The sequence below is a fragment of the Lentzea sp. NPDC004782 genome (genome assembly GCF_040609115.1).
Classification (GTDB): domain Bacteria; phylum Actinomycetota; class Actinomycetes; order Mycobacteriales; family Pseudonocardiaceae; genus Lentzea.
Window position 1 is genome coordinate 57,538 of the sequence record NZ_JBEXJN010000016.1, and the last position, 22,042, is coordinate 79,579.

General features: G+C 69.1%; 17 protein-coding genes and 1 tRNA gene. 8 read left to right on the plus strand and 10 right to left on the minus strand.

The annotated features are described in order from the left end of the window. Positions 1–6: 6 nt before the first annotated feature. The 4 genes from ABZV40_RS17215 to ABZV40_RS17230 all read right to left on the minus strand — a co-directional run bounded on the left by ABZV40_RS17215 (position 7) and on the right by ABZV40_RS17230 (position 3,131). Positions 7–348 (minus strand): multidrug efflux SMR transporter, encoded by a 342-nt coding sequence (locus ABZV40_RS17215; RefSeq protein WP_355441724.1) that lies wholly within the window; start codon positions 346–348, stop codon positions 7–9. A 284-nt stretch (positions 349–632) separates the two neighbouring features. Further along, positions 633–1,100, minus strand: a complete 468-nt coding sequence (gene bcp / locus ABZV40_RS17220; RefSeq protein WP_355441727.1) for a thioredoxin-dependent thiol peroxidase — start codon at positions 1,098–1,100, stop codon at positions 633–635. A 150-nt stretch (positions 1,101–1,250) separates the two neighbouring features. Continuing rightward, positions 1,251–1,778 carry a hypothetical protein gene (locus ABZV40_RS17225; protein ID WP_355441731.1) on the minus strand — a complete coding sequence of 176 codons (528 nt, stop codon included), beginning with the start codon at positions 1,776–1,778 and terminating at the stop codon, positions 1,251–1,253. A 324-nt stretch (positions 1,779–2,102) separates the two neighbouring features. Continuing rightward, entirely contained in the window at positions 2,103–3,131 is a 1,029-nt protein-coding gene (locus ABZV40_RS17230) for an LLM class flavin-dependent oxidoreductase (RefSeq protein ID WP_355441733.1), read from the minus strand. Positions 3,132–3,250: 119 nt separating this feature from the next. Here ABZV40_RS17230 and ABZV40_RS17235 point away from each other — a divergent pair, with 119 nt between their 5' ends. After that, a complete protein-coding gene (locus ABZV40_RS17235; protein ID WP_355441736.1) occupies positions 3,251–4,297 on the plus strand; it encodes an FAD-dependent oxidoreductase in 1,047 nt (348 codons plus the stop codon). Positions 4,298–4,327: 30 nt separating this feature from the next. Beyond that, positions 4,328–6,610 carry an excinuclease ABC subunit UvrA gene (locus ABZV40_RS17240; protein WP_355441739.1) on the plus strand — a complete coding sequence of 761 codons (2,283 nt, stop codon included), beginning with the start codon at positions 4,328–4,330 and terminating at the stop codon, positions 6,608–6,610. 9 nt (positions 6,611–6,619) lie between these two features. Here the strand turns inward: ABZV40_RS17240 and ABZV40_RS17245 are convergent, their stop codons facing one another. Both ABZV40_RS17245 and ABZV40_RS17250 read right to left on the minus strand, forming a co-directional pair. Next, entirely contained in the window at positions 6,620–7,240 is a 621-nt protein-coding gene (locus tag ABZV40_RS17245; RefSeq protein ID WP_355441741.1) for a DedA family protein, read from the minus strand. Between the two features lie 85 nt (positions 7,241–7,325). Continuing rightward, a complete protein-coding gene (locus ABZV40_RS17250; protein ID WP_355441744.1) occupies positions 7,326–9,947 on the minus strand; it encodes a glycoside hydrolase family 97 catalytic domain-containing protein in 2,622 nt (873 codons plus the stop codon). Positions 9,948–10,075: 128 nt separating this feature from the next. Here ABZV40_RS17250 and ABZV40_RS17255 point away from each other — a divergent pair, with 128 nt between their 5' ends. Continuing rightward, positions 10,076–12,298 carry a LuxR C-terminal-related transcriptional regulator gene (locus ABZV40_RS17255; RefSeq protein WP_355441747.1) on the plus strand — a complete coding sequence of 741 codons (2,223 nt, stop codon included), beginning with the start codon at positions 10,076–10,078 and terminating at the stop codon, positions 12,296–12,298. Between the two features lie 263 nt (positions 12,299–12,561). Here ABZV40_RS17255 and ABZV40_RS17260 read toward each other — a convergent pair. Further along, positions 12,562–12,635 (minus strand) — tRNA-Leu (locus ABZV40_RS17260). A gap of 109 nt (positions 12,636–12,744) precedes the next feature. Between ABZV40_RS17260 and ABZV40_RS17265 the strand changes: the two genes are divergently transcribed. Then, complete coding sequence (locus tag ABZV40_RS17265; RefSeq protein WP_030469566.1) at positions 12,745–12,966, plus strand: DUF3618 domain-containing protein; 222 nt, start codon at positions 12,745–12,747, stop codon at positions 12,964–12,966. A 146-nt stretch (positions 12,967–13,112) separates the two neighbouring features. Here ABZV40_RS17265 and ABZV40_RS17270 read toward each other — a convergent pair whose 3' ends face one another. Further along, complete coding sequence (locus tag ABZV40_RS17270; protein ID WP_355441749.1) at positions 13,113–13,724, minus strand: TetR/AcrR family transcriptional regulator; 612 nt, start codon at positions 13,722–13,724, stop codon at positions 13,113–13,115. A 238-nt stretch (positions 13,725–13,962) separates the two neighbouring features. Between ABZV40_RS17270 and ABZV40_RS17275 the strand changes: the two genes are divergently transcribed. The 3 genes from ABZV40_RS17275 (at position 13,963) to ABZV40_RS17285 (ending at position 18,626) form a co-directional block, all read left to right on the plus strand. Then, a complete protein-coding gene (locus ABZV40_RS17275) occupies positions 13,963–16,251 on the plus strand; it encodes a Tat pathway signal sequence domain protein (protein ID WP_355441752.1) in 2,289 nt (762 codons plus the stop codon). A 26-nt stretch (positions 16,252–16,277) separates the two neighbouring features. Beyond that, positions 16,278–17,918 (plus strand): NPCBM/NEW2 domain-containing protein, encoded by a 1,641-nt coding sequence (locus tag ABZV40_RS17280; RefSeq protein ID WP_355441755.1) that lies wholly within the window; start codon positions 16,278–16,280, stop codon positions 17,916–17,918. Positions 17,919–17,981: 63 nt separating this feature from the next. Next, positions 17,982–18,626 carry a hypothetical protein gene (locus ABZV40_RS17285; RefSeq protein ID WP_355441758.1) on the plus strand — a complete coding sequence of 215 codons (645 nt, stop codon included), beginning with the start codon at positions 17,982–17,984 and terminating at the stop codon, positions 18,624–18,626. On the opposite strand, the gene ABZV40_RS17290 is transcribed toward ABZV40_RS17285, so the two are convergent. Beyond that, positions 18,598–19,359, minus strand: coding sequence for a class I SAM-dependent methyltransferase (locus tag ABZV40_RS17290; protein ID WP_355441761.1), 762 nt, complete (start codon positions 19,357–19,359; stop codon positions 18,598–18,600). The two genes, ABZV40_RS17285 and ABZV40_RS17290, sit on opposite strands and share 29 nt — an antisense overlap. A gap of 113 nt (positions 19,360–19,472) precedes the next feature. Here ABZV40_RS17290 and ABZV40_RS17295 point away from each other — a divergent pair, with 113 nt between their 5' ends. Next, the gene (locus tag ABZV40_RS17295) at positions 19,473–20,507 is read left to right on the plus strand and encodes a zinc-dependent alcohol dehydrogenase family protein (RefSeq protein WP_355441764.1); all 1,035 of its coding nucleotides are present in this window, start codon (positions 19,473–19,475) and stop codon (positions 20,505–20,507) included. Here the strand turns inward: ABZV40_RS17295 and ABZV40_RS17300 are convergent. Further along, positions 20,491–21,963: an NAD(P)/FAD-dependent oxidoreductase gene (locus tag ABZV40_RS17300; protein WP_355441767.1), complete on the minus strand. Its 1,473-nt coding sequence runs from the start codon at positions 21,961–21,963 to the stop codon at positions 20,491–20,493. The genes ABZV40_RS17295 and ABZV40_RS17300 overlap by 17 nt on opposite strands. Positions 21,964–22,042: the final 79 nt, after the last annotated feature.

The following is a 22,042-nucleotide window of genomic DNA, read 5'->3' on the forward strand; positions in this document are numbered from 1 at the left end:
ACGAGGTTAGACCGTGGCCGCCTGTGCGTGGGACGCGACGGACACGACGCACACGCCTGCCGCGATGAGGGCCATGCCGGTCAGCATCGCGAGGTTCAGCGGGTCGGCGAAGAGCACGCGGCTGGTGATGGCGACCAGGGCGATGCCCGCACCGGCCCAGACCGCGTAGGTGATCGCGACGGGCAGGCCCATCCGGATCACCACCGACTCCAGGTAGAGCGCGGTGAGGAAACCTGCGCCGAGGCCTGCGACGGGCCACGGTTTCGTGAAGCCGTCGGAGTACTTGAGACAAAGGGTCGCGAAAACTTCCGCGCCCACGGCGACGGTCAGCAATATCCACTTGAGCATTGAATTTTCCCAGCACGAAATGCACGTACGCGAAACGCACGTGTTTGACAGCGAACGGACGACGGGGCTGATCAGCCCAGGTCAACCGCCGCGCGTGGGGAAGTGGACGCGCAGGACGAAATCAGACGGGATGTCGGGACCGCGAGGTGCCGTCAAGCGACACACGGTGTATCACCCTCACCGGAACAAGGGGCGGCATTTTGCACGCCCTCACCTCGACCATACCCGAAGAAGGGGCCGCCGCCGCAAGTCTTGCGGCGGCGGCGTCACCTCTGGAGTGAAATTCAAGCGGGGAGTTCGCGCAGCAGCTTGGCGACGTGGCCGGTGGCGCGGACGTTGTACATGGCCTTGACGATCTTGCCGTCGGGGCCGACGAGGAACGTGGAGCGGATGACGCCCTGGACGGTGCGGCCGTAGTTCTGCTTTTCGCCGAACGCGCCCCACTCGGTCAGGACCTTCTTGCCCGGGTCGCCGAGCAGCGGGAAGTTCAGGCCTTCCGCGTCGCGGAACTTGGCGAGCTTCTCCTGCTTGTCGGGCGAGATGCCGACGACCTCGTAGCCGGAGTCGGCGAGGACGCCGAGGTTGTCGCGGAAGTCGCAGGCCTGCTTGGTGCAGCCCGGCGTGCTCGCGGCCGGGTAGAAGTACACGACCACGGACTTGCCGAGGTAGTCGGACAGGGACACCGGCTTGCCCTCGCTGTCGGGCAGCGTGAACGCGGGCGCGATGTCTCCAGGTTCGAGACGACTGGTCATGCCGTCGAGCCTAGGCCCGCCGCTCGGATGCCTCGCCGCAGACCTGAGGTGGATGAAGGGCGCCTTCATCGACCTCAGGTGGAGGAAGGCGCCCTTCATCGACCACGGGGCGTGCCTGGAACGGGCGCGCGCCTCGTCGAGGATCCCGGCCTAGGCCTGGCCTTCGAAGACGGTGGCCGCGTCCTGTGCCTGACCACCCGGCTGCACGCTCAGCTGCATCTTCACCGGCAGCTCGGACACGGCGAACGCCACCTGGATCTGGGTGTCACGGCCGGGCGGGAGCTCCGCGACGGCGCCGGCGAGGCCGTTGAGGCCCTGTGCGGAGTCGATCAGCTCGGCGGCGGGGGAGCCGTCGGCCGTGGCGCGCACGGTGAGCTTGGAGGGGCGGTAGGACGCCTTGGAGCCGTTGTAGACGGTGATCGTGAAGACCGCGGTGCGCCTGGCCGGTGGGACGGCCGTCGGGGACGGCGTGAGCGAACGGGGGGCGGACACCACGATGGAGAGGCCGGAGGCCCACACGCGCTGCGTGCCGAACGCGGCGGCGCCGGCCGCGCTGGGCGTCTCGGCTCGTTGTTCGACGGTCAGGTTCTCGTCCGGGGTGACGGCGACACGGGGGCCCGCACATCCCGCCACGGCCAGCACCAGGCACAGGCCCGCGGCCGATTTGGCGAACTTCACGAACTCCCCTTTCCCACCCCGGCGGTGGGTGTGAACGACTCCCGTCAACTGTGACGGTGCCGAAGGGGTGGCGGGGACCGGAAGAGGGCCTTGAAGCGGACCTGGTGCCGGGCCGTGGCCGTCTCGTGATGGGCGGCGTGGGCGGCGCCACACAGTGCGCCTGCCCCACGCCGTCCGTCTGGTGAAGCTAGGGAGCGCGTCGGGGGGCGTGCGCGCTCACACCGATCATCGCCCACAGTGTGTCTGGCGCTACAAGCGGAGCCGTTTATCACCCGTTCAGACCAGCGACAGTCGTACGAAACGTGAAGGTCACGCGTGGCCGACTCACGTATGTGCGGCTGAACGGCCCATCGTCGGCGTCCGTTCAGCCACCTCGCTGAGCAGTTCGAAGGAACGGAGGCGGTCTTCGTGGCCGTGCACGATGGTCGTCACCATCAGCTCGTCGGCGGCCGTCGACTCCATCAACTCGTCGAGCCCGGCCCGGACCGTTGAGGGGGACCCGATGATCTGGGTGGACATCCGGTCCTCGATCACGAACTCGTCGATCTCGGTGTACGGGTAGGCCGCGGCCTCCTCCGGCGTGGCCAGCGGTGCCGGGCGTCCCTGGCGCAGCCGCACGAACGACAGCGCCCCCGGACCGGCGATGTACCGGGCGTGCTCGTCGGTGTCGGCCACGATCACCGAGGCGCACACCATCGCGTACGGCTCCTGGAGGACCTCCGACGGCCGGAAGTGCCGCCGGTACAGCTCCAGTGCGGGCAACGTGTTCTGGGCGCTGAAGTGGTGGGCGAACGCGAACGGCAGGCCGAGCAGACCGGCGGCCTGCGCGCTGTAACCGGACGAGCCGAGCAGCCAGATCGGCGGCTTGTTGCCGGCGGCGGGCACGGCGTTGAGCTCCGCGGTGCCCTCGAAGTACTGGATGAGCTCGGTGAGCTCCTGCGGGAAGTTCTCCGCGGACAGCCCGGCCTCGGTGCGCCGCAGCGCCCGTGCCGTCTTCTGGTCGGTGCCGGGCGCGCGGCCGATGCCGAGGTCGATGCGGCCGGGGTGCAGCGCCTCCAGCATGCCGAACTGCTCCGCGACCACCAGCGGCGCGTGGTTGGGCAGCATCACGCCACCGGAACCGACGCGGATGGTCGACGTGGCGTCCGCGATGTGCCCGATCAGCACGGCGGGTGCGGACGACGCGATGCCCGGCATGTTGTGGTGCTCGGCGAACCAGTACCGGTGGTAGCCGAGACGTTCCGCCTGCTGCGCGAGTTCGCGGGAGTTCCGCAGTGCGGTCGAGGCATCCGATCCCGACGTGATGGGGGCGAGGTCGAGAACGGACAGCGGAATCTCACGAAGTCGGCTCATACATCGATCAACACCGATACTTCGTGACTTCTTCCGTGACGCGGGCAACTCGTTCCGCGGTGAGTGATCCGTGTGTCACAGCTGGGACGTTTCGCGGCCTCCTCCCGGTTGATCGTGGTGTGACGGATGTGGTGGTGATCGGCGCGGGACAGGCCGGCCTGTCCGCCTCGTACTTCCTCCGGCGCCGTGGCGTCGACCACGTCGTGCTGGACGCGAACGACGCTCCGGGCGGCGCGTGGCTGCACCGCTGGCCCTCGTTGCGGATGCGGACCGTGCACGGCATCCACGAACTGCCCGGCATGCCGTTCGAGCAGCCCTCGCCGGACGAGCCCGCCAACGTCGCGATCCCGTCGTACTTCGCCCGCTACGAGCAGCTCTTCGACCTGCCGGTGATCCGTCCGGTGAACGTCACGCAGGTCGTCGACGACGGCTCGCTGCTCAAGGTCGAGACGTCCCACGGCGTCTGGACCACCCGCGGCCTGATCAACGCGACCGGCACGTGGCGCCGCCCGTTCTGGCCGCACCACCCCGGCCAGGAGACGTTCCAGGGACGACAGCTGCACACCGCGGACTACCAGGGGCCCGAGGAGTTCGCGGGTAAGCGGGTCGTGGTGGTGGGTGGCGGTGCTTCCGCGACACAGCTGCTCATGGAACTCGCTCCTTTCGCCGCGGAGACCCGGTGGGTCACGCGGCACGAACCGGTGTGGCGGGAAGGCCCGTTCACCGAGGACTACGGCCGCCGGGTCGTCGGCATGGTCGACGAACGCGTCCGCAAGGGGCTGATCCCGCGCAGCGTCGTGAGCGTGACGGGGCTGGCGCTCAACGACCGGACGCGCGCCGCGATCGCGTCCGGGGTGCTGGACCGCAAGCCGATGTTCGACCGCATCACGCCGGACGGCGTCGTGTGGGCGTCCGGGGAGCACTTCGACGCCGACGTCATCCTGTGGGCGACGGGGTTCCGGCACGACCTCGGCCACCTCGCGCCCCTGCATCTGCGTTCGGCGGGCGGTGGCATCGAGGTCGACGGCACGCGCGTGGTCGCCGACCCGCGCATCCACCTCGTCGGTTACGGCCCCTCCGCGAGCACGATCGGCGCCAACCGAGCCGGACGCAGTGCCGTCCGTGAACTGATGCGTCACCTGGAGACCCCAGCACGGCTCGAGTGACGATCGACCGGCGCGCGGGACCGTCGTGCGATGAGCCGCAAGCGTGGACAGGAACCAATCGCCGCCGACAGCCACGACGTGATCGAGGTGCGCGGGGCGCGGGAGAACAACCTGCGCAACGTCTCGCTGGACATCCCCAAGCGCCGCCTCACCGTGTTCACGGGTGTGTCCGGGTCCGGGAAGTCGTCGCTCGTGTTCGGCACGATCGCCGCCGAGTCGCAGCGGCTCATCAACGAGACCTACACGGCGTTCCTGCAGGCCATGATGCCGAACCTGGGCCGCCCCGACGTCGACGAGCTGCGCAACCTCAGCGCCGCGATCATCGTCGACCAGGAACGCATGGGCGCGAACTCGCGGTCGACGGTCGGCACCGCCACCGACGCGCACACCATGCTGCGCATCGTGTTCAGCCGCCTCGGCAAGCCGCACATCGGCACGTCCACCGCGTTCAGCTTCAACTCGACCGACGGCATGTGCCCGGAGTGCGAGGGCATCGGCAGCGTCCGCGGCCTGGACATGAACGAGATGTACGACGTCGAGAAGTCCCTCAACGAGGGCGCCATCAAGATCCCGAACTTCCACCCGCGCTCGCAGTACTGGCAGACCTACAACATGTCGGAGTTCTTCGACATGGACAAGAAGCTCAAGAACTTCACGAAGAAGGAGTGGGAGCTCTTCCTCCACGCTCCGGCGCAGAAGCTCAAGCGGGACAAGTTCAACTTCAACTACGAGGGCCTGCTGGTCAAGTTCGACCGGATCTACGCGGGCAAGGAACGCGACACGGTCCAGCCGCACGTGCGGGCGTGGATGGACCGCGCCATGACGTTCACGACGTGCACCGCCTGCGACGGCACGAGGCTCAACCAGGCCGCGCTCGGCTGCAAGATCAAGGGCAGGAACATCGCCGAGCTGTCCTCGATGCAGATCAGCGACCTGGCCGCGTTCCTGCGCAAGGTCACCGACTCCGAGGTGGCGCCACTCCTGGCGAACCTGCTGAACACCCTGGACTCGCTGGTCGAGATCGGCCTGGGGTACCTGTCGCTGGACCGCGAGTCCGGCACGCTGTCCGGTGGTGAGGCGCAACGCGTGAAGATGGTGCGGCACCTCGGCTCCGCGCTGACCGACGTGACGTACGTCTTCGACGAGCCCACCACCGGGCTGCACCCGCACGACATCGAGCGGATGAACGACCTGCTGCTCCGCCTGCGGGACAAGGGGAACACGGTCCTCGTCGTCGAGCACAAGCCCGAGGCCATCGCGATCGCCGACCACGTCGTCGACCTCGGCCCCGGCGCCGGCGTGAACGGCGGCGAGCTCTGCTACACCGGCGACCTCGCGGGCCTGCGCAAGTCCGGCACGTTGACGGGCACACACCTCGACCACAAGGCCGGCCTGCGCGACCAGGTGCGCGTCGGCCGGGGCAAGATCTCGGTCAGGGGCGCGAAGCTGCACAACCTCAAGAACGTCTCCGTGGACATCCCCCTCGGCGTGCTCACCGTCGTGACGGGCGTGGCGGGCTCGGGCAAGTCGTCGCTGATCCACGGCTCGCTCGGGTCGCGTGCGGACGTGGTCAAGGTCGACCAGTCGCCCATCCGCGGCTCGAAGCGCTCGAACCCCGCCACCTACACGGGCATGCTCGACCACATCCGCAAGGCGTTCGCCAAGGCCAACAACGTCAAGGACTCGCTGTTCAGCGCCAACTCCGACGGCGCCTGCCCGAACTGCAAGGGCATCGGCCTCATCTACACCGACCTCGCGATGATGGCCGGCGTCGCCACCGTGTGCGAGGAGTGCGGCGGCAAGCGGTACACGCAGAAGGTGCTGGGCTACCGGTTGAACGGCAAGAACATCGCCGAGGTGCTGGAGATGCCGATCGCTGCCGCCGCCTCGTTCTTCTCCGACGGGCCGACGAAGGTGATCCTCGACCGGCTGGTGGACGTGGGGCTGGGCTACCTCGGGCTGGGGCAGCCGCTGAACACGTTGTCCGGTGGTGAGCGGCAGCGGTTGAAGCTCGCGATCAACATGACCGACAAGGGGTCGGTGTACGTGCTCGACGAGCCCACGACCGGACTGCACCTGGCTGACGTGGACCAGTTGCTCGGGTTGCTGGACCGGTTGGTGGACAACGGGAACACCGTTGTGGTGATCGAGCACCACCAGGCGGTGATGGCGCACGCCGACTGGATCGTCGACATGGGGCCCGGGGCGGGGCACGACGGCGGCAAGGTGGTGTTCACGGGGACGCCGCACGATTTGGTCGCGTCCGGGGAGACGTTGACGGCTCAGCACCTGCGGACGTACGTGAAGGGGTGAGGGTGCTGCTCAGGAGCGCGTCCGGGCAGCCTTCCTCGCCTTCACCAGGCGCGACACCACGAAGAACAGCACCGCCACACCCGCGAGCACCAGCACGACCTTCGACACGATGCCGACGTACTGCTCGACCAGGTGCCAGTTGTCGCCCAGCAGGTAGCCCGCGAGGATCAGGGCTGTGTTCCACAGGAGACTGCCGGCCGCGGTGTAGGCGATGAACGGCGCCAACCGCATGCGTTCGACACCGGCGGGGATCGAGATCAGGCTGCGGAAGACCGGGATCATGCGGCCGAAGAACACCGCGCGGTAGCCGTTGCGCAGGAACCACGCCTCCGTCCTGTCCACGTCGGACAGGCGGACCAGCGGCATGCGGGAGGCGATGCGGCGCACGCGGTCGCGGCCCAGCAGCGCGCCGATCCAGTAGAGCACCAGAGCTCCCGCCACGGAGCCGGCCGTGGTCCAGAGGATGGCGTCGGCCAACGACATCTTGCCCTGACCGGCGGTGAAACCGGCCAGCGGCAGGAAGACCTCGCTCGGCAGCGGCGGGAACAGGTTCTCCAGCGCGATGGCCGCAGCCGCTCCGGGTGCGCCGGCCGTGTTCATCAGGTCGGTGACCCAGTCGACCAAGTTCATGCAGTCCAAGTTACGGAGAGGACGCCGGGGCCGACCGCGAAGTCCGGGTGGCGTGAACCGCATTCCGGACTTCGCGGAAAACCCGCTATGCGCAGCGAATCCTTGCGTCGGCCCAAGAAGCGTGGTCGTTCTGCGTGCCGTCACCGCCGTCGAGGACGCGCAGGGTGAGAGTCCTCACGCCGCTCACGTCCGCGGTCAGGTCGCGAGCAGGGGTGCGCACGCCCAGAACGCCCGTGTCGGCGAGGACCGCGCCGTCGCCGAGCACCTGGAACGACACCGTGCCGCCTGCCTTCTGCCGGGCCACGTCCAGGCCCGCCTCGTCGTCGACGCCGACCGAGGCGGCGAAAGCGGTGCAGCGCGCGTCGAGCGCGTAAGTGATCTCGGACGACGCGTACGTGCCGAGACCCTTGCCGTAGGTGACCCGGCGGATCGCGATGCCCCGGCCGTCGCCGGCGGCGCTGCCGCCGTTGGTGAGGTCCTTCTCGACCGGGCCGTTACCGCCGACCGCGGACACCCACGGGCGGTCCGTCAGGTAGGACCAGCCGTCCGAGAGCGGCCGCACCAGGTGCACCCGCGCGGTCTTCTCGGACTCCACGCCGCCGTTGAAGGACGCGACGACCGGTATGTCGAAGTAGCCGTAGGACGAAGGGGACGCGGGCGGCACGACGGTCCACGATCCCGACAGCGCCTGACCGGAGCGCACCGCACGGGCCCTGACCGGCTCGCCCTGCACCGACCACCCGGCGGGCACGCGAGGTGCCAGCGTCACCCCGTGCACGTCCTCCTTCGTGGTGAAGAGGCCGGTCACCTTGAAGCCGTTGGAGGCGGTGGAGACGGAAGTCGAAGGCACGGCGGACACCGGTCGCTCACAGGTGCGTGAACCCGCGCGGCAGGCGATAGCGGCGAACCCGCCGTTGGCCACGACGTCGAGCGTCAGCACGTCACCCGAACGCACGGTCCGGGACTCGCGCACGAGACCGGCAGGACCGTCGCGCGTGATCTCCACCAGCCAGCGACCGGACGGCAGGTCGAACGGCACGGACACGGTCCTGGCGGCACCGGAGTACCCGCCACCGATGAACCACCGGTCACCGGACCGGCGGGCGAACACCGAGTGGTCGGCAGGACGCCCGGACAGCAGCCGGGTCTCGTCCCACGCGGTCGGCACCTGGTCGATGAACCGCTCGGCGGCGGGCCGCGCCGCGTAGTCCTCCGGGCGCCCTGCCAGGTTCTCCAGACCCGACTCGTAGATCACGGTCAGCGCCAGTTCGTGCGCGTCGGACGTGGTGCGTGAAGGACGGTGCCAGGCCAACGGCGTGTAGTCCATGCCACCGACGACGTTGCGCGTGAACGGCAGCGAGGTCAGGTGCGTTCCGGTGAGGCCGGAGGACTTCTCTCCACCGTGTACGGCTTCCATGGTCATGACCTGTGGCCACGTCCGTTGGAGGCCGTGCGGGATCGTCGAGCCGTGGAAGTTCACCAGCAGGTGGTGCTGGGCGGTCTCCGCGAGAATCCTGTCGTACCAGCGGTAGCGGTCCTGTCCGTCGGAGTCCATGAAGTCGATCTTCACGCCCGCGATGCCCCACTTCTCGAACAGCGCCAGCCTGGCAGCGCTCTCAGCGGGCGTGTCGAGCTCGTCGTAGTGGATCCACAGATGGATCTTCACGCCGCGTGCGGCGGCGTAGGACACTAGCTGCGGGATCCACGAGGTCTGCTCCCACGACGGGTCGTAGTCCCAGTTCGGGTCGAAGTACCAGCCGGCGTCGACCAGCGCGTACGGCCAGCCGTGCTGTGCCGCGTAGTCCACGTACTGCTTCTGCATCGCGAGGCTCTGCCCGGCCTCGCGGCCGCCGGCGAGCCAGCTCCAGAACACCTTGCCCGGCTTGATCCACGACGTGTCGCGCACCTTCGAGGCCGGTGCCAGGTCGTCCACCAGCGTCGACTCCGTGACCTCCGCCAGGGTGCCGACGATCGCGGTGCGCCACGGCGACTGCCACGCGCCGTCCACCTGCACCTGCTCGTCCCAGTACTTGATCGAGTAGACGCCCGAACCGGTGGTGTGCACCAGTCGCGCGCCCGAGTGTCGACCGTCCACGGAGGACTCGGTGAGCAGCGCGTACACGCCGTTCGTCTCGAACAGCGCCGGGTGCAGGTACTCGGCGGACTCCGCGGTGGCCGCGTTCGTCTGCACGAACGGGTTCTCGTAGTCCCGCCGGTACTTGGCGATCCACGCCGTCGCGGCGGAAGGCACGACGAACGCCGACGTCTCGCGCAGCACGTTGCCCAGCCCGGCCGGCAGCTCGTACCGGTACGCGACGCCGTCCGCCGCGGTCCGCACGACGAGATCCAGCCGGGCCGCGCCGGTGAACGAGTAGCGCTCTTCCTTGTGCGCCACCGTGCGCTGCCCCTGCTTGCCCGACGACGCGGTGTAGTGCTCGAACACCCGCCGTTCGGTGTGGCCGGTCAGCGTCAATCCGCCAGAAAGATCCGCTCTTTCCGTCACCACGCCCAGTGGGCTCGGCTCGAGCACGGTGGTGCCGCCACGGGTCACGGACAGCGTCGGAACGCCGTTCGACAGCTGCACGACCGCCTTCGGCCAGGCGTCCTTCGCCGCTGGTTCTGCCGATGCCACAGGGGTTGTGGCGCTCGCTGTCAGCGCGACGACCAACGCTGTTGCCGCGCGCCATCGCGCGGGGGTCAACCGCATGTCCAGTCCTCCCAGAACCTCAGTCGCGGCGGCGACAGATCCGATGTATACGCGTTGACGCGCCGTTGGTCCACAACATGCCCGGAAAGCCCTTTCCGCCCCGTAACCGGATGACTACGATGAGTTCGATGGCCGACCAGGTGGGGACGTGTGCGACCTGCGGCGCCGCGACCGCCACCTCCCGGCGCAGACAAGCGCGGTACTGCTCCAACGCCTGCCGTCAACGGGCTTACCGGCAGCGGGCGAACGAGCCGCTCACGGCACTGGACAGCTTCATCGGGCGCGACGCCGAGCTGGAGCGCCTCACCGAGTTCGCGGACGCCCGCGTGCTCACGCTCGTCGGCCCGGCCGGGGTCGGGAAGTCCAGGCTGGCCGAGGAGTTCACCGACGGCCGGGCGGAACGGGTCGAGCTCTCCTCGGTTTCCGGTGGGGTGGCGCGCGCGTGCGCCATGGCGCTGGGCATCGGCGAGGTCACCCGCGAACCCGTGCTGAGCACCCTGGTGCACGCGCTGGCGGGCCGGACGATGCTGCTGGTGCTGGACAACTGCGAGCGCGTCGCCGCGGAGTGTGCGGCGCTGCTGGAGCCGCTCCTGCTCGGCTGCCCCGGCATCCGCGTCATCGCCACGAGCCGCGAACCGCTGCGGGTGCCGGGCGAGGTGCTGTTCGCCGTGCAGCCGTTGCCGATCCCCTGCGCGGTGGAGCTGTTCGCCGACCGCGCGCGGGCCAACCAGCTCGGCCTGCGGTTCGACGACCGGGACGTGCTGGCCACGTTGTGCGCCCGCCTGGACCGCCTCCCGCTCGCCATCGAGCTCGCCGCGCGCCTGGTCACCGTGCTGCCGGTCGAGGAACTGCTGGCGCGCCTGGACGACCGGCTGGAGCTGCTCAACCGCGGCAACCGCACCGCCGCCGAACGTCACCAGAGCCTGCGCGCCGCGATCGAGTGGAGCTACGACCACCTCAGCGCCGACGAGCAGCACGCGTTCCGGTGCCTCTCGCCGTTCCCCGGCAGCTTCGGGCTCGACGTCGCGGTGGCGGCGTGCGACCTGACCGCCGACCGCGTGCTGGCGCTGCTGTCCGCGCTCGTGGCCAAGTCGCTGCTGACCTTCAGCGGGCCCGGGCGGTTCGAGCAGCTGGAGTCGGTTCGGTTGTACGGCCGGGAAAAACTCGGTGAACGGTCGGACACGGTGGTCGCCGGGGTCGCGCGCTGGTTCGCCGGGCACTGGCCGAGGTTCACCTCGACGGTCTTCCCGGAGATCGCCGACCCGTTGATCACAGAGTGCGGCAACCTGCGGTGCGCCGTCGACTGGGCCGCCCGCACCGCGGACCCGTGCTACCTGCGGCTCGCGCTGATGCTGTCCGTGGCGTGGCGCGACCAGGGGCAGGTGTCGCAGGGGCGGTCGCTGCTGGAGGCGGCGGTGCGCACGGCAGCCGACCCGGCCGAGCGCTGTCTCGCGTCGTGCCACCTGGCACACCTCGCGGGCACCGAGTCCAACGAGGGCATGGCGTGGGCCGAGGAGGCGGTGGCGCTCGGCCGCGAGCTGGGGGACCCGACGCTGCTGGCCCAGGCGCTCAACGCGCTGGCGGGCGAGCACGTCCGCGCCGACCGCGACGGCGAGGCCCGCAAGTACTACGAGGAGGCCCTCGCGCTGCTCGCCCCGACCGCCGACCCGCTGGACCTGGCGCTCGTCGAGCACAACCTGGCGTGGGCGGCACTGCGGTCGGGTGACGCGGAGTTCGCCGACGCGCTGCTCGCCGACATGCTGCCCGTGTACCGCCGACTGGCACCACCACGCCGGTTGGCGATCTTCCTGCACACGGTCGGCGTGCGCGCGCTGCAACGCGACGAGGTCGACGAGGCCGCCGAGTACTTCCTGGAGTCGCTGCGGTCGTGGCACACCGGCTTCTGGGTCGCGGACGTGCTGGAGGGCCTCGGCCTGATCGCGCACCGGCGCGGTGACCCGAGGCGGGCGTTGCGGCTGGTCGGTGCCGCCTCCTGCCTGCGGGAGGGCGCGTACGCGAAGGACCCGGTGTGGCACAGCGAGGTCATCGAGGCCGTGCGGGCCTCACGGGTGGCGCTGCGCGGCGCGGACACGTTCCTGGCCGAGGGGCGGAAGATGACCCGCGAACAGGCCGTCGCGCACGCGCTGGCCGATCGTGCCGAACCCCAGGAGCTCAGCGACCGGGAACGGCAGGTCGTGGCGCTGGTCGCGGCCGGGCGGACGAACGCGGGCATCGGCGACGAGCTGCGGATCTCGCGGCGGATGGTCGAGACGCACCTGCAACGGGTGCGGCGCAAGCTGGACCTGACGACACGCGCGCAGATCGCCGACTGGGGCTCCACCGGGGGCTGACGCAGGCAGGGGCTGCACGTGGGCTCGCAGTGGTGTGGGCGGGGTGCGCCGTGCAGTTGGCGCGGCGCAGATCCGCTGAGGTTGGGGCGGCGTGCGGGCCCGCCCGCCAGCGTCTTCGGGGTCGGCCCGGCTGAACGCGCGGACGAGCACCGGGGGTCCGGGGGCGAAGCCCGCCGGGTGGGGTGTGGGGGGCTTCGCCCCCACAAAACACCACGAGATGGCCTGGTGAGCGCCCTCCGCGAACATGGTTCGCCGCCATCGAGTGAGGTCGGGGGGACTCGAACCCCCACTGGCTGGGACCTAAACCCAGTGCCTCTGCCAATTGGGCTACGACCCCTCACGTGGAAGCCTATAGGCCCTTCATGTACTCGCTCTCTCGGGTCGCTCGAAGCCGGGTCGGTGACCGTCCACTACGGTTGCGGACAGAACCGCTGCTAGGAGGACATGTGGCTCGCGATCCCGACACCATCCAGCGCGAGATCGAACAGGCTCGCACCGCGCTGGCCGCCACCCTGGACGAGCTCAGCGAACGCGCGAACCCGCAGAAGCTCGTCGAGCAGGGCAAGTCGTCCGTGCTCGACGTGCTGAGCCAGCCCAAGGTCAAGTACACGCTGATCGCGGTTGGCGCGGTGGTCGGCTTCGCGCTGGTGCGCAAGCTGTTCCGCTAGGCGTCTTGCCGGAGGTCTTCGTCCGCGACCCGCCTGCCGGTCAGTTACGTGGATGAAGGGCGCCTTCATCCACGCCAGGTGGAGGAAGGCGCCCTTCATCCACCACACCGGACGGCGAGTTGCGAACACGGCTTCCGGCTACCTGCTCAGGCGTGCACCAACGGTAAGAGGACCTGCTCGACGACCTTCTCCACGAACGGCTCGTCGAGCGGGTCTCCCGTGAGCATCAGCCGGTAGATCAGGGCCGCGCCCGCGATCTCGACGGCCATGCCGCGCGGGGCGTCGGCTTTGAGCTCGCCCCGTTCGGCGGCGCGGTCGAGGATGCCGCGCAGCACGTCGCGCTGCGAGATCAGGAACGTCTCCCGGAACGCCGAGGCCAGCTCGGGCTCGTGCGGCAGTTCGCCGACGAGTGCCTGGGCGGCCTTGCCGATCGGTCCGGAGAGGAACGCGGCGAACGACGAGAGGAACTCGCGCAGGTCGCCGGCCAGTGAGCCGGTGTCCGGTGCCGCGAGGTTCTGCGTGGCGAGCTGGGTGCACGTGTCGATCACGAGATCGAGCTTCGACTCCCACCGCCGGTAGATCGTGGCTTTGCCCGCTCTCGCGCGTGCCGCCACCGCGTCCATGGTGAGGGCCCGGTACCCGACCTCGGCCATCACCTCCAGTGCTGCCTGACGTAATGCGTCGTCCCTGCTGGCGTCGCGAGGACGGCCCCGCTGGGGGACCCTGCCCTCGTTGTACGCCGCTGTCGACACGGCCATGCCACCTCCCAATTGCAAGGGCACGGCACGTGCGTGTCTCCCCGCCCCTTTGGCGGGTCATCCTAGGCGTCTTGTCCTTCTGGCAGGAGCAAGAGCACCCGGTTGTTGCTTCGTGTTGCGTGTAGTGGGGTCTTGCGCGATGTGACCCAGAACTCCTACCTTTCCCGATTGTCTGGACCAAGCTGCACCGCCGCGCAGCTGGACGGTTGTTGTCGTCATGCGCGGGCGAGGAGCGGAAATGGTCGTTGGCAGGCGGGGTTTCATCGGTGGAACCACAGCGGCGGTGCTGCTCGCCCAGGCGGGAGTGGCGGCCGGGCAGGAGACCGTGTCCTCGGATGTCTTCGGCTGCGAAGGCATGTCGGAACGCGACTGGGAAAAGTTCATCGGGGCGCAGGATCTCGTTTGGCAGAAGCCTCCGACGCAGTACGGGCAGGCGCCGTTCCTCGGTGACGGCCGGCTCGGCAGCGTCGTGTACGCGGAGGGCAACACCGTCCGCTTCACCGTGCAGCACGCGGAGGTGCAGGACCACCGCACCAGCGGTGGCAGCCAGTTCGGCGTGTGCAGACTTCCCGTCGGCAACCTCAAGCTGACCGCCGCGGGCACCGTCACGGCCGTCGACTGGCGTCTCGACCTCTGGAACGCGGAGCTGCGTGGAACCGTGACCACGTCGCTCGGCGTGATCTCGTTCTCCGGCTACGTCCACAGCACGCGTTCGGTGCTGTCTGTGCAGGTCAGCGCCACCGGCGACGAGAAGCCCGTGCTGGAGTTCGCGCCGTCCAAGGCGATCCCGCCGCGCGCCGACTTCAACCCGCTGCCGGACGGCTACGTCCTCAACCCAGACCCCGTGACGAAACCCGACGGCCACGAGACGCTGGTGACGCAGGCCCTGAACGCGGGCGGCCAGACGGCAACCGCTTTCCGGATCATCACGACCGGGCGCGGTCAACGCCTGCTGCTGTCGGTCGCGCACACCTATCCCGAGGCCGGCGCCGACAAGGTCGTGCTGAAGGCCGTGCGCGAGGCCGCGCTGCTCGGCGGACTGCTGACCCGCACGCATCGCAAGTGGTGGAACGACTTCTACCGCAAGAGCTTCCTGTCGTTCGGCGACCAGAGGCTGCAGGCGTTCTACTGGATCCAGCTCTACAAGGTCGCGTCCGGGTCGCGCGCCGGCAGCCCGGTGATGGCGACGACCGGACCGTGGCTGGAGAAGACGCCGTGGGCCGCAGCCTGGTGGAACCTCAACGTGCAGCTGGAGTACTGGCTGATCCACGGCTCCAACCACCTGGAGCTGGACTCCGTCGCCAGCACGTTGAAGGCCAACCAGGACCAGCTCGTCGCCAACGTCAAGGAGCAGTACCGGCACGACTCGGCGGGCGTCGGGCGCAGCACCGACAGCCACACGTCGAACCTCGGCACGGTGTACGAGCCGGGTACCGGCGGCACCGGCGTGAAGGAGCTCGGCAACCTCACGTGGGCCCTGCACAACGTCTGGCTGTCGTACCGGCACAGCATGGACGCCCGGATCCTCTCCGACGTCGTGTTCCCGCTGCTGCGCCGGTCGATCAACTACTACCTGCACTTCCTCAAGAAGGGCAACGACGGCAAGCTCCACCTCGACGTCACCACCTCGCCCGAGTACGGCGACGCGCCGGACTGCAACTACGACCTGCAGCTCATCCGGTGGGGCTGCCAGACGCTGATCGACTCGGCGAAGCTGCTGAAGATCGACGACCCGCTGGCGCCGAAGTGGGCGGAGGTCCTGCGCGACCTCACGCCGTACCCGGTGGACGAGAACGGCTTCATGATCGGCGCCGGCGTGCCGTTCGTGAACTCCCACCGCCACTTCTCGCACCTGCTCGCGACGTTCCCGCTCATGACGGTGAACTGGGAGCAGCCGGAGAACCGCGAGCTCATCGAGAAGTCGTTGCACCACTGGATGTCCCTGGAACCGGCGCACCGCGGCTACAGCTACTCCGGTTCCGGCTCGATCGCCGCGCGCATGTTCCGCGGCGACGAGGCCTACGGCTACTTCCTGAAGATGTTCGACACGACCAAGCGCTACCCGGTCCTGGAGAACACCATGTACACCGAGGCCGGCCCGGTCGTCGAGACCCCGCTGTCCGGCGCGCAGACCATCCACGACTTCGTCTGCCAGAGCTGGGGCGGCATCGTCAGGGTGTTCCCGGCCGTGCCGTCGGTGTGGCCGGACGTCGTGATCGCCGACCACTCGTGCGAGGGCGGCTTCTCGGTCACCGCCCGCCGATCCGGTGGCAAGACGCAGTTCGTGCTCGTCCGCAGCCGCGCGGGTGAGCCGTTGGTGCTGCGGCACGGCATCGACGGCCCGGTGTCCGTGGTGACGCCGGGTGGTCGTCCCGTCCGGTACCACGACCGCGGCGACGGGACGTTCGAGATCCCGTTGCGCCGCGGCCAGGAAGTCCTGGTGCATCCCAGGGGCCGCCGCCCCGACCTGGCTGTGAAGCCGGTCAGCATCACGACCCCGGGCAAGCCCTGGGGTCTGCCCGCGTGACCCCCTGTCGTCCGAGAGGAATTCCCATGCGCATTCTCGCCCTGGCCGCATTGACCACAATGGTCGGTGCGGTCCTGGTAGCGCCCACCGCACAGGCTCTGCCGGACGGTCTGGCGTTGACACCGCCGATGGGCTTCAACAACTGGAACACCACCGCCTGCCGCGCTGAGTTCAACGAGGCGCTGGTCAAGGGCATCGCCGACATCTTCGTGGCGAAGGGCCTGAAGGACGCGGGCTACGAGTACGTCAACATCGACGACTGCTGGGCCGAGAAGACCCGTGACGCCCAGGGCAAGCTCGTGCCGAACAAGATCCGCTTCCCCAACGGCATCAAGGCCGTCGCGGACTACGTGCACTCCAAGGGCCTGAAGTTCGGCATCTACACCAGTGCCGGCACCAAGACGTGCAACAAGGACAACGGCTTCCCCGGCGGCCTGAACCACGAGGAGTCCGACGCCCAGCAGTTCGCGTCATGGGGCGTCGACTACCTGAAGTACGACAACTGCAACAACCAGGGCGTGGACGCCAAGCAGCGCTACCGCAAGATGCGTGACGCGTTGAAGAAGACCGGTCGCCCGATCGTCTTCTCGTTGTGCGAGTGGGGTCAGAACAAGCCGTGGGAGTGGGCCGCCGACACGGGACACCTGTGGCGCACGACCGGTGACATCAACGACACCTGGCCGCGCACGATGGACATCTACGAGAAGAACGTCGTGCTGGACTCCTACGCCGGTCCGGGGCACTGGAACGACCCGGACATGCTCGAAGTCGGCAACGGCAAGATGAGCGCCACGCAGTACCGCAGCCACTTCTCGTTGTGGGCGATCATGTCCGCGCCGCTGCTCATCGGCTCGGACCTGCGCAAGGTCTCCGCGGACACGTTCACGATCCTGGAGAACAAGGACGTCATCGCGGTCGACCAGGACAAGCTCGGTGTGCAGGGCAAGCGGATCAGGACGACCGGCAAGACCGGTGTCGACGTGATCGTGAAGCCGCTGGCGAACGGCGACAAGGCCGTGGCGCTGTTCAACAAGTCGGACACCACGCAGACGATCTCGACCTCCCTGTCCGAGATCGGCATGTCCGGACCCGCGACGCTGAAGGACCTGTGGACCAAGTCGACGCGGACCACCACCGGCGCGATCTCGGCTTCGGTGCCGTCGCTCGCCACGGTGATCTACCGCGTCTCGAAGGGCGACGGCGGTCCGCACCCGACCCCGCCGACCGGCACCAGCGACCTGTCCGCGTTCGACGCCACGTCGTCCACGAACGGCTGGGGCCCGGTGGAGATCGACAAGTCCGTCGGCAACCAGGCCGCGGGTGACGGCAAGACGCTGACGATCAACGGCGTGACGCACTCGCGCGGCTTCGGCGCGCACGCGGCCTCGACGATCGAGTTCTACCTCGGGCGCAAGTGCTCCTCGCTCACGGTGGACGTCGGCGTCGACGACGAGGTGGCCGCGGGCAAGGGTTCGGTGATCTTCCAGGTGTTCGCGGACGACACGAAGGTCGCGGACTCCGGGGTGCTGACCGGCACCGACGCGGCGAAGAAGCTCACCGCGTCGTTGACCGACGCCGAGAACCTGCGGCTGGTGCTGACCGACGGGGGTGACGGCATCAACTCCGACCACGGCGACTGGGCGTCACCCCGCATCACCTGTTCGTAGTGTCCGGTGTGGACGGCCTGTGGACCGTGTAACGCGGTTCACAGGCCGTCCTATATGTCGGGCATGAAAGCAACCCGGCTCCTCCCCGCCCTCGCGGCCGCCGCTGCGCTGGTGCTCGCTCCCGGCCTGGGGCTCGCCGACCCCGGGAACGGTCACGGGAACGGGATCACGAACAACCCGAACGTCCCGCCTGGACAGTCCGCGCAGGACACCTCGACGCCCCAGCCGCCGTCGAACGCGGACTTCAGCGGCAACGGCGCGAACGTGCACGGCCCGTACGACTCGACGCGGGACGGCTCGCCTTCGCAGAACGGCAACGGTGGCGGCGAGGCCGTGGGCAAGCCGTGTGCGGGCTGCGTCGGCAAGGCCGACAACAAGAACCCGAACGGTCAGCAGCCGGGCGGTTCCGACGCCAACTCCGGCTACGAGTGCGACTCCAACCACGGTGTGGGGCGTTCGAACCCGGCTCACACGGGCTGCGAGCTTGCCGAGACGCCGACCTCGACCCCGCCGACGACCCCTCCGCCGACGAAGACCGAGGTGCCGCCGCCTCCGCCCGGTGGAGGAGCGCCTCAGGCACCCGCGGCCAAGTCGGCTGCCGTGGACGAGCTGGCGTTCACGGGCTTCGACGTGCTGCCTTTCGCCGTCGGCGGCCTCGCACTGGTGGGCGCGGGCGTGGTCATGACGCGACGGGCCCGGCGGTCCTGACGCGGGCGATGGCGAGCTGGGTCAGGTAGCGCTTGGTGACCCGGCCACCGTGGCGCGTGTCGATGAGCTGCCGGATGTCCGCGATGAGCTGGTCGCGAGCGGGCAGCGCGATGTGGTTCGAATACGTGAGGAGCAGGTCGACGTACGCTTCGGTGTCGTAGGCCTGTTCCCATTCGTACCGGTGGAACTCCGGCTCTTCGAAGAGGTCGCTCTCGTCGAACTCGCGCGGGATGTCGTCCCCCTTCGACAGCCGGAGGTTCGGCGGGGTCGCTGGATCCCACCGCTCGTAGCACTTCTGAACGTCCACGAAGAACTGTTCCGTGCCGCCCGCGACGTGGTGCGTGGAGATCACGGCCAGCGCGCCGCCCGGCCGCAGAGCCGCGGCGCAGCGGGCCATCCGGGTGGCGGGGTCGAGCCAGTGGAACGCCGTCGCGGACACCACCAGGTCGAACGGTTCCGGCGGCAGCGGCCACTCGTCGAAGTTCGCGACCACCACGTGGGCCGCGGGCGCGTACGAGCGGGCGACGGCGGCGAGAGCGGGGCTCAGCTCCACCGCCGTGACGTCGCCGATCGCGGTCAACGGCAGGGTGGCCTGACCGGTGCCCGGCCCGATCTCCAGGATGCGCGGGCCGCTGAGCTGCGCGAACAGCTGCGGGGGATAGGTGGGACGAGCCCGGTGGTAGCGGGCCGCATCCGTTCCGAACGTGGTGCGCAAACGCTCGCGGTCGGTCACTCGCCGGATTGAAGCAGCACGGGTAACCAATTGCACAGCGTCTCGATTCGGCGGTGAAGCCGGTGCGGGAGCACCATGTAACGGTTGGGAAACGAGACCTGAGGAGGCGCCCGGTGCGGGCTACGACGATCTACGGCACCCGTGACATCCGCGTGGAGGAGGTGCCGGACGCCGCCGTCCAGGAGGCCACCGACGTCGTCGTCCGGGTCGAGCTGGCCTGCATCTGCGGCAGCGACCTGTGGGCGTACCGGGGCGTGGCCAAACGCGAGGGCGGGCAGCGCATCGGGCACGAGTTCCTCGGCATCGTCGAGGAGGTCGGCGAGGACGTGCGGTCGGTCCAGGTCGGCGACCGCGTGATCGCGCCGTTCGTGTGGAGCGACGGCACCTGCGCGTACTGCGTGGCCGGGTTGCAGACCTCGTGCCGGTCCGGCGGGTTCTGGGGGAGCAAGGGCAGCGACGGCGGCCAGGGTGAGGCCGTGCGGGTGCCGCTCGCCGACGGCACGCTGGTCCGGGTGCCCGCGGACGCGCCGGCTGAGCTGCTGCCCGCGTTCCTGAGCCTCTCCGACGTCATGGGCACCGGTCACCACGCGGCGATGGGCGCGGGCGTCGGGCCCGGCAGCACGGTCGCGGTCGTCGGTGACGGCGCGGTCGGCCTGTGCGGCGTGCTCGCGGCCAAGCGGCTCGGGGCTGAGCGGATCATCGCGATGGGCCGTCACGAGGACCGCGCCAAGATCGCCAAGCTGTTCGGTGCCACGGACCAGGTCGCCGAACGCGGTGAGGCCGCGATCGAGCGGATCAAGGAGATGACCGGCGGCCTCGGCGCGTCGGCCGTGCTGGAGTGCGTCGGCACCGAGCAGTCGTGGGAGACCGCGATGGGCATCGTGCGCGACGGCGGCAGGATCGGGTACGTCGGTGTGCCGCACGAGATGCCGGGGCTGCCGCTCGGCAAGCTGTTCGGCCGCAACATCAACATCGGCGGCGGCATCGCGCCCGCGCGCGCCTACCTGCCCGAGCTGCTGGCCGACGTGCTCGCCGGGAGGATCGACCCCGGTCCCGTGTTCGACCGGACGGTCTCGCTCGACGACGTCGCGCTGGGCTACCAGGCGATGGACGAGCGGACCGCCCTCAAGGTCATCGTGCAGCCGTAGTCAACACGTAGTCCTCGGCGCGCACGCGCTTGGTCCGCATCCAGTACCGCCAGGTGAAGCCCGGCCACACGGTGCGGTTCACGCCCTGCGCGTCGAGGTACCAGCTCTTGCAGCCGCCCTGGGTCCACACGCCCTTGCTGAGCTTGCGCTGGATCTCGCGGTTGAACTCCCGCTGGGCCTCCGGTCGCACGTCCAGCTCGGCGGCGCGGTGGCGGTCCAGCAACTTCAGGCACTGCGAGATGTACCGGATCTGCGACTCGATCATGAACACGACCGAGTTGTGGCCGAGCCCGGTGTTGGGACCGAGCAGGAAGAACAGGTTGGGGAACCCCGAGACCGTGATGCCGTAGTAGGTCTCGATGCCCTGCTCACGCCACTGCTTCGCGAGGTCGACACCGCCCTTGCCCTGGATGTCCAGGTAGTCGAACGAGTCGACGACGTGGAAACCGGTGCCGTAGATGATGGCGTCGACCTCGTGCTCGACGCCCGCACTGTCCACGATGGACGACTCGCGCACCTCGGAGACCTTGTCCGTCACCAGGTCGACGTTCGGGTGGCCCAGCGCGGGGTAGTAGTCGTTGGAGATCAGCACGCGCTTGCAGCCCATCGTGTAGTCGGGCTTCAGCTTCCTGCGCAGCTCGGGGTCCGGCACCTGCTTCTTCATGTGCTTCAACGCGATGCCCTGCGCGAACTGCATGATGCGAGGGTTGATCGCGAACCCCAGCGCGGACGACTCGCGCACCCAGTAGACGAAGTTCCGGTAGAGCCGTTGCGTGAAGGGCAGGGCGCGGAACAGCTTCTGCTCCCGGCCGGTGATCTCGCGGTCGGCCTTGGGCATGATCCACGGCGGCGTGCGCTGGAAGATCTTCAGCGAGCCGACCCCTCCCGCGATCTTCGGCACGAACTGGATCGCGGACGCGCCGGTGCCGACGACGGCGACGCGCTTGCCGGTCAGGTCGTAGTCGTGGTCCCACTGCGCGCTGTGGAACGTCCTGCCGGTGAAGTTCTCGATGCCGGGCAGCTCGGGGATGTTGGGGATGTGCAACGCGCCGACGCCGGCGACCAGCGCCTGCGCCGTGTACGTGTCGCCCTGCTCGGTCGTCACGTGCCAGCGCTTGGCCTCGTCGTCCCACTGCGCGCCGGAGACCTTGCTGTTGAACCGGATGTGCGGCCGCAGCCGGTACTTGTCGGCCACGCGCCGCAGGTAGTCCCAGATCTCGCCCTGCTCGGCGAACATCCGCGACCACTTCGGGTTCAGCTCGAACGAGAACGAGTACATGTGCGACGGCACATCACACGCGCAGCCGGGGTAGGAGTTGTCCCGCCACGTGCCACCGAGGTCGCTCGCCTTCTCGAGCACCACGAAGTCGTGCTCACCGCGGCGCTTCAGCTCGATGGCCATGCCGAGGCCGGAGAAGCCGGTGCCGATGACGAGCACTTTCGTCTCTCGGTGCATGGGGACGTCCCTCCGCTCACGAGTGGCTACTTCACGGTAGGTTACTCGAAGTAAGTTACGGGCGGTAGACTCCGTTCGT

Excerpts from the sequence above, each read along its gene's own strand:
- ABZV40_RS17250 (WP_355441744.1), bottom strand. The coding sequence starts at position 9,947 with ATGCGGTTGACCCCCGCGCGATGGCGCGCGGCAACAGCGTTGGTCGTC.
- ABZV40_RS17245 (WP_355441741.1), bottom strand. The coding sequence starts at position 7,240 with ATGAACTTGGTCGACTGGGTCACCGACCTGATGAACACGGCCGGCGCA.
- ABZV40_RS17285 (WP_355441758.1), top strand. The coding sequence starts at position 17,982 with ATGAAAGCAACCCGGCTCCTCCCCGCCCTCGCGGCCGCCGCTGCGCTG.
- ABZV40_RS17275 (WP_355441752.1), top strand. The coding sequence starts at position 13,963 with ATGGTCGTTGGCAGGCGGGGTTTCATCGGTGGAACCACAGCGGCGGTG.
- bcp (WP_355441727.1), bottom strand. The coding sequence starts at position 1,100 with ATGACCAGTCGTCTCGAACCTGGAGACATCGCGCCCGCGTTCACGCTG.
- ABZV40_RS17215 (WP_355441724.1), bottom strand. The coding sequence starts at position 348 with ATGCTCAAGTGGATATTGCTGACCGTCGCCGTGGGCGCGGAAGTTTTC.
- ABZV40_RS17280 (WP_355441755.1), top strand. The coding sequence starts at position 16,278 with ATGCGCATTCTCGCCCTGGCCGCATTGACCACAATGGTCGGTGCGGTC.
- ABZV40_RS17300 (WP_355441767.1), bottom strand. The coding sequence starts at position 21,963 with ATGCACCGAGAGACGAAAGTGCTCGTCATCGGCACCGGCTTCTCCGGC.
- ABZV40_RS17240 (WP_355441739.1), top strand. The coding sequence starts at position 4,328 with ATGAGCCGCAAGCGTGGACAGGAACCAATCGCCGCCGACAGCCACGAC.
- ABZV40_RS17230 (WP_355441733.1), bottom strand. The coding sequence starts at position 3,131 with ATGAGCCGACTTCGTGAGATTCCGCTGTCCGTTCTCGACCTCGCCCCC.
- ABZV40_RS17255 (WP_355441747.1), top strand. The coding sequence starts at position 10,076 with ATGGCCGACCAGGTGGGGACGTGTGCGACCTGCGGCGCCGCGACCGCC.
- ABZV40_RS17270 (WP_355441749.1), bottom strand. The coding sequence starts at position 13,724 with ATGGCCGTGTCGACAGCGGCGTACAACGAGGGCAGGGTCCCCCAGCGG.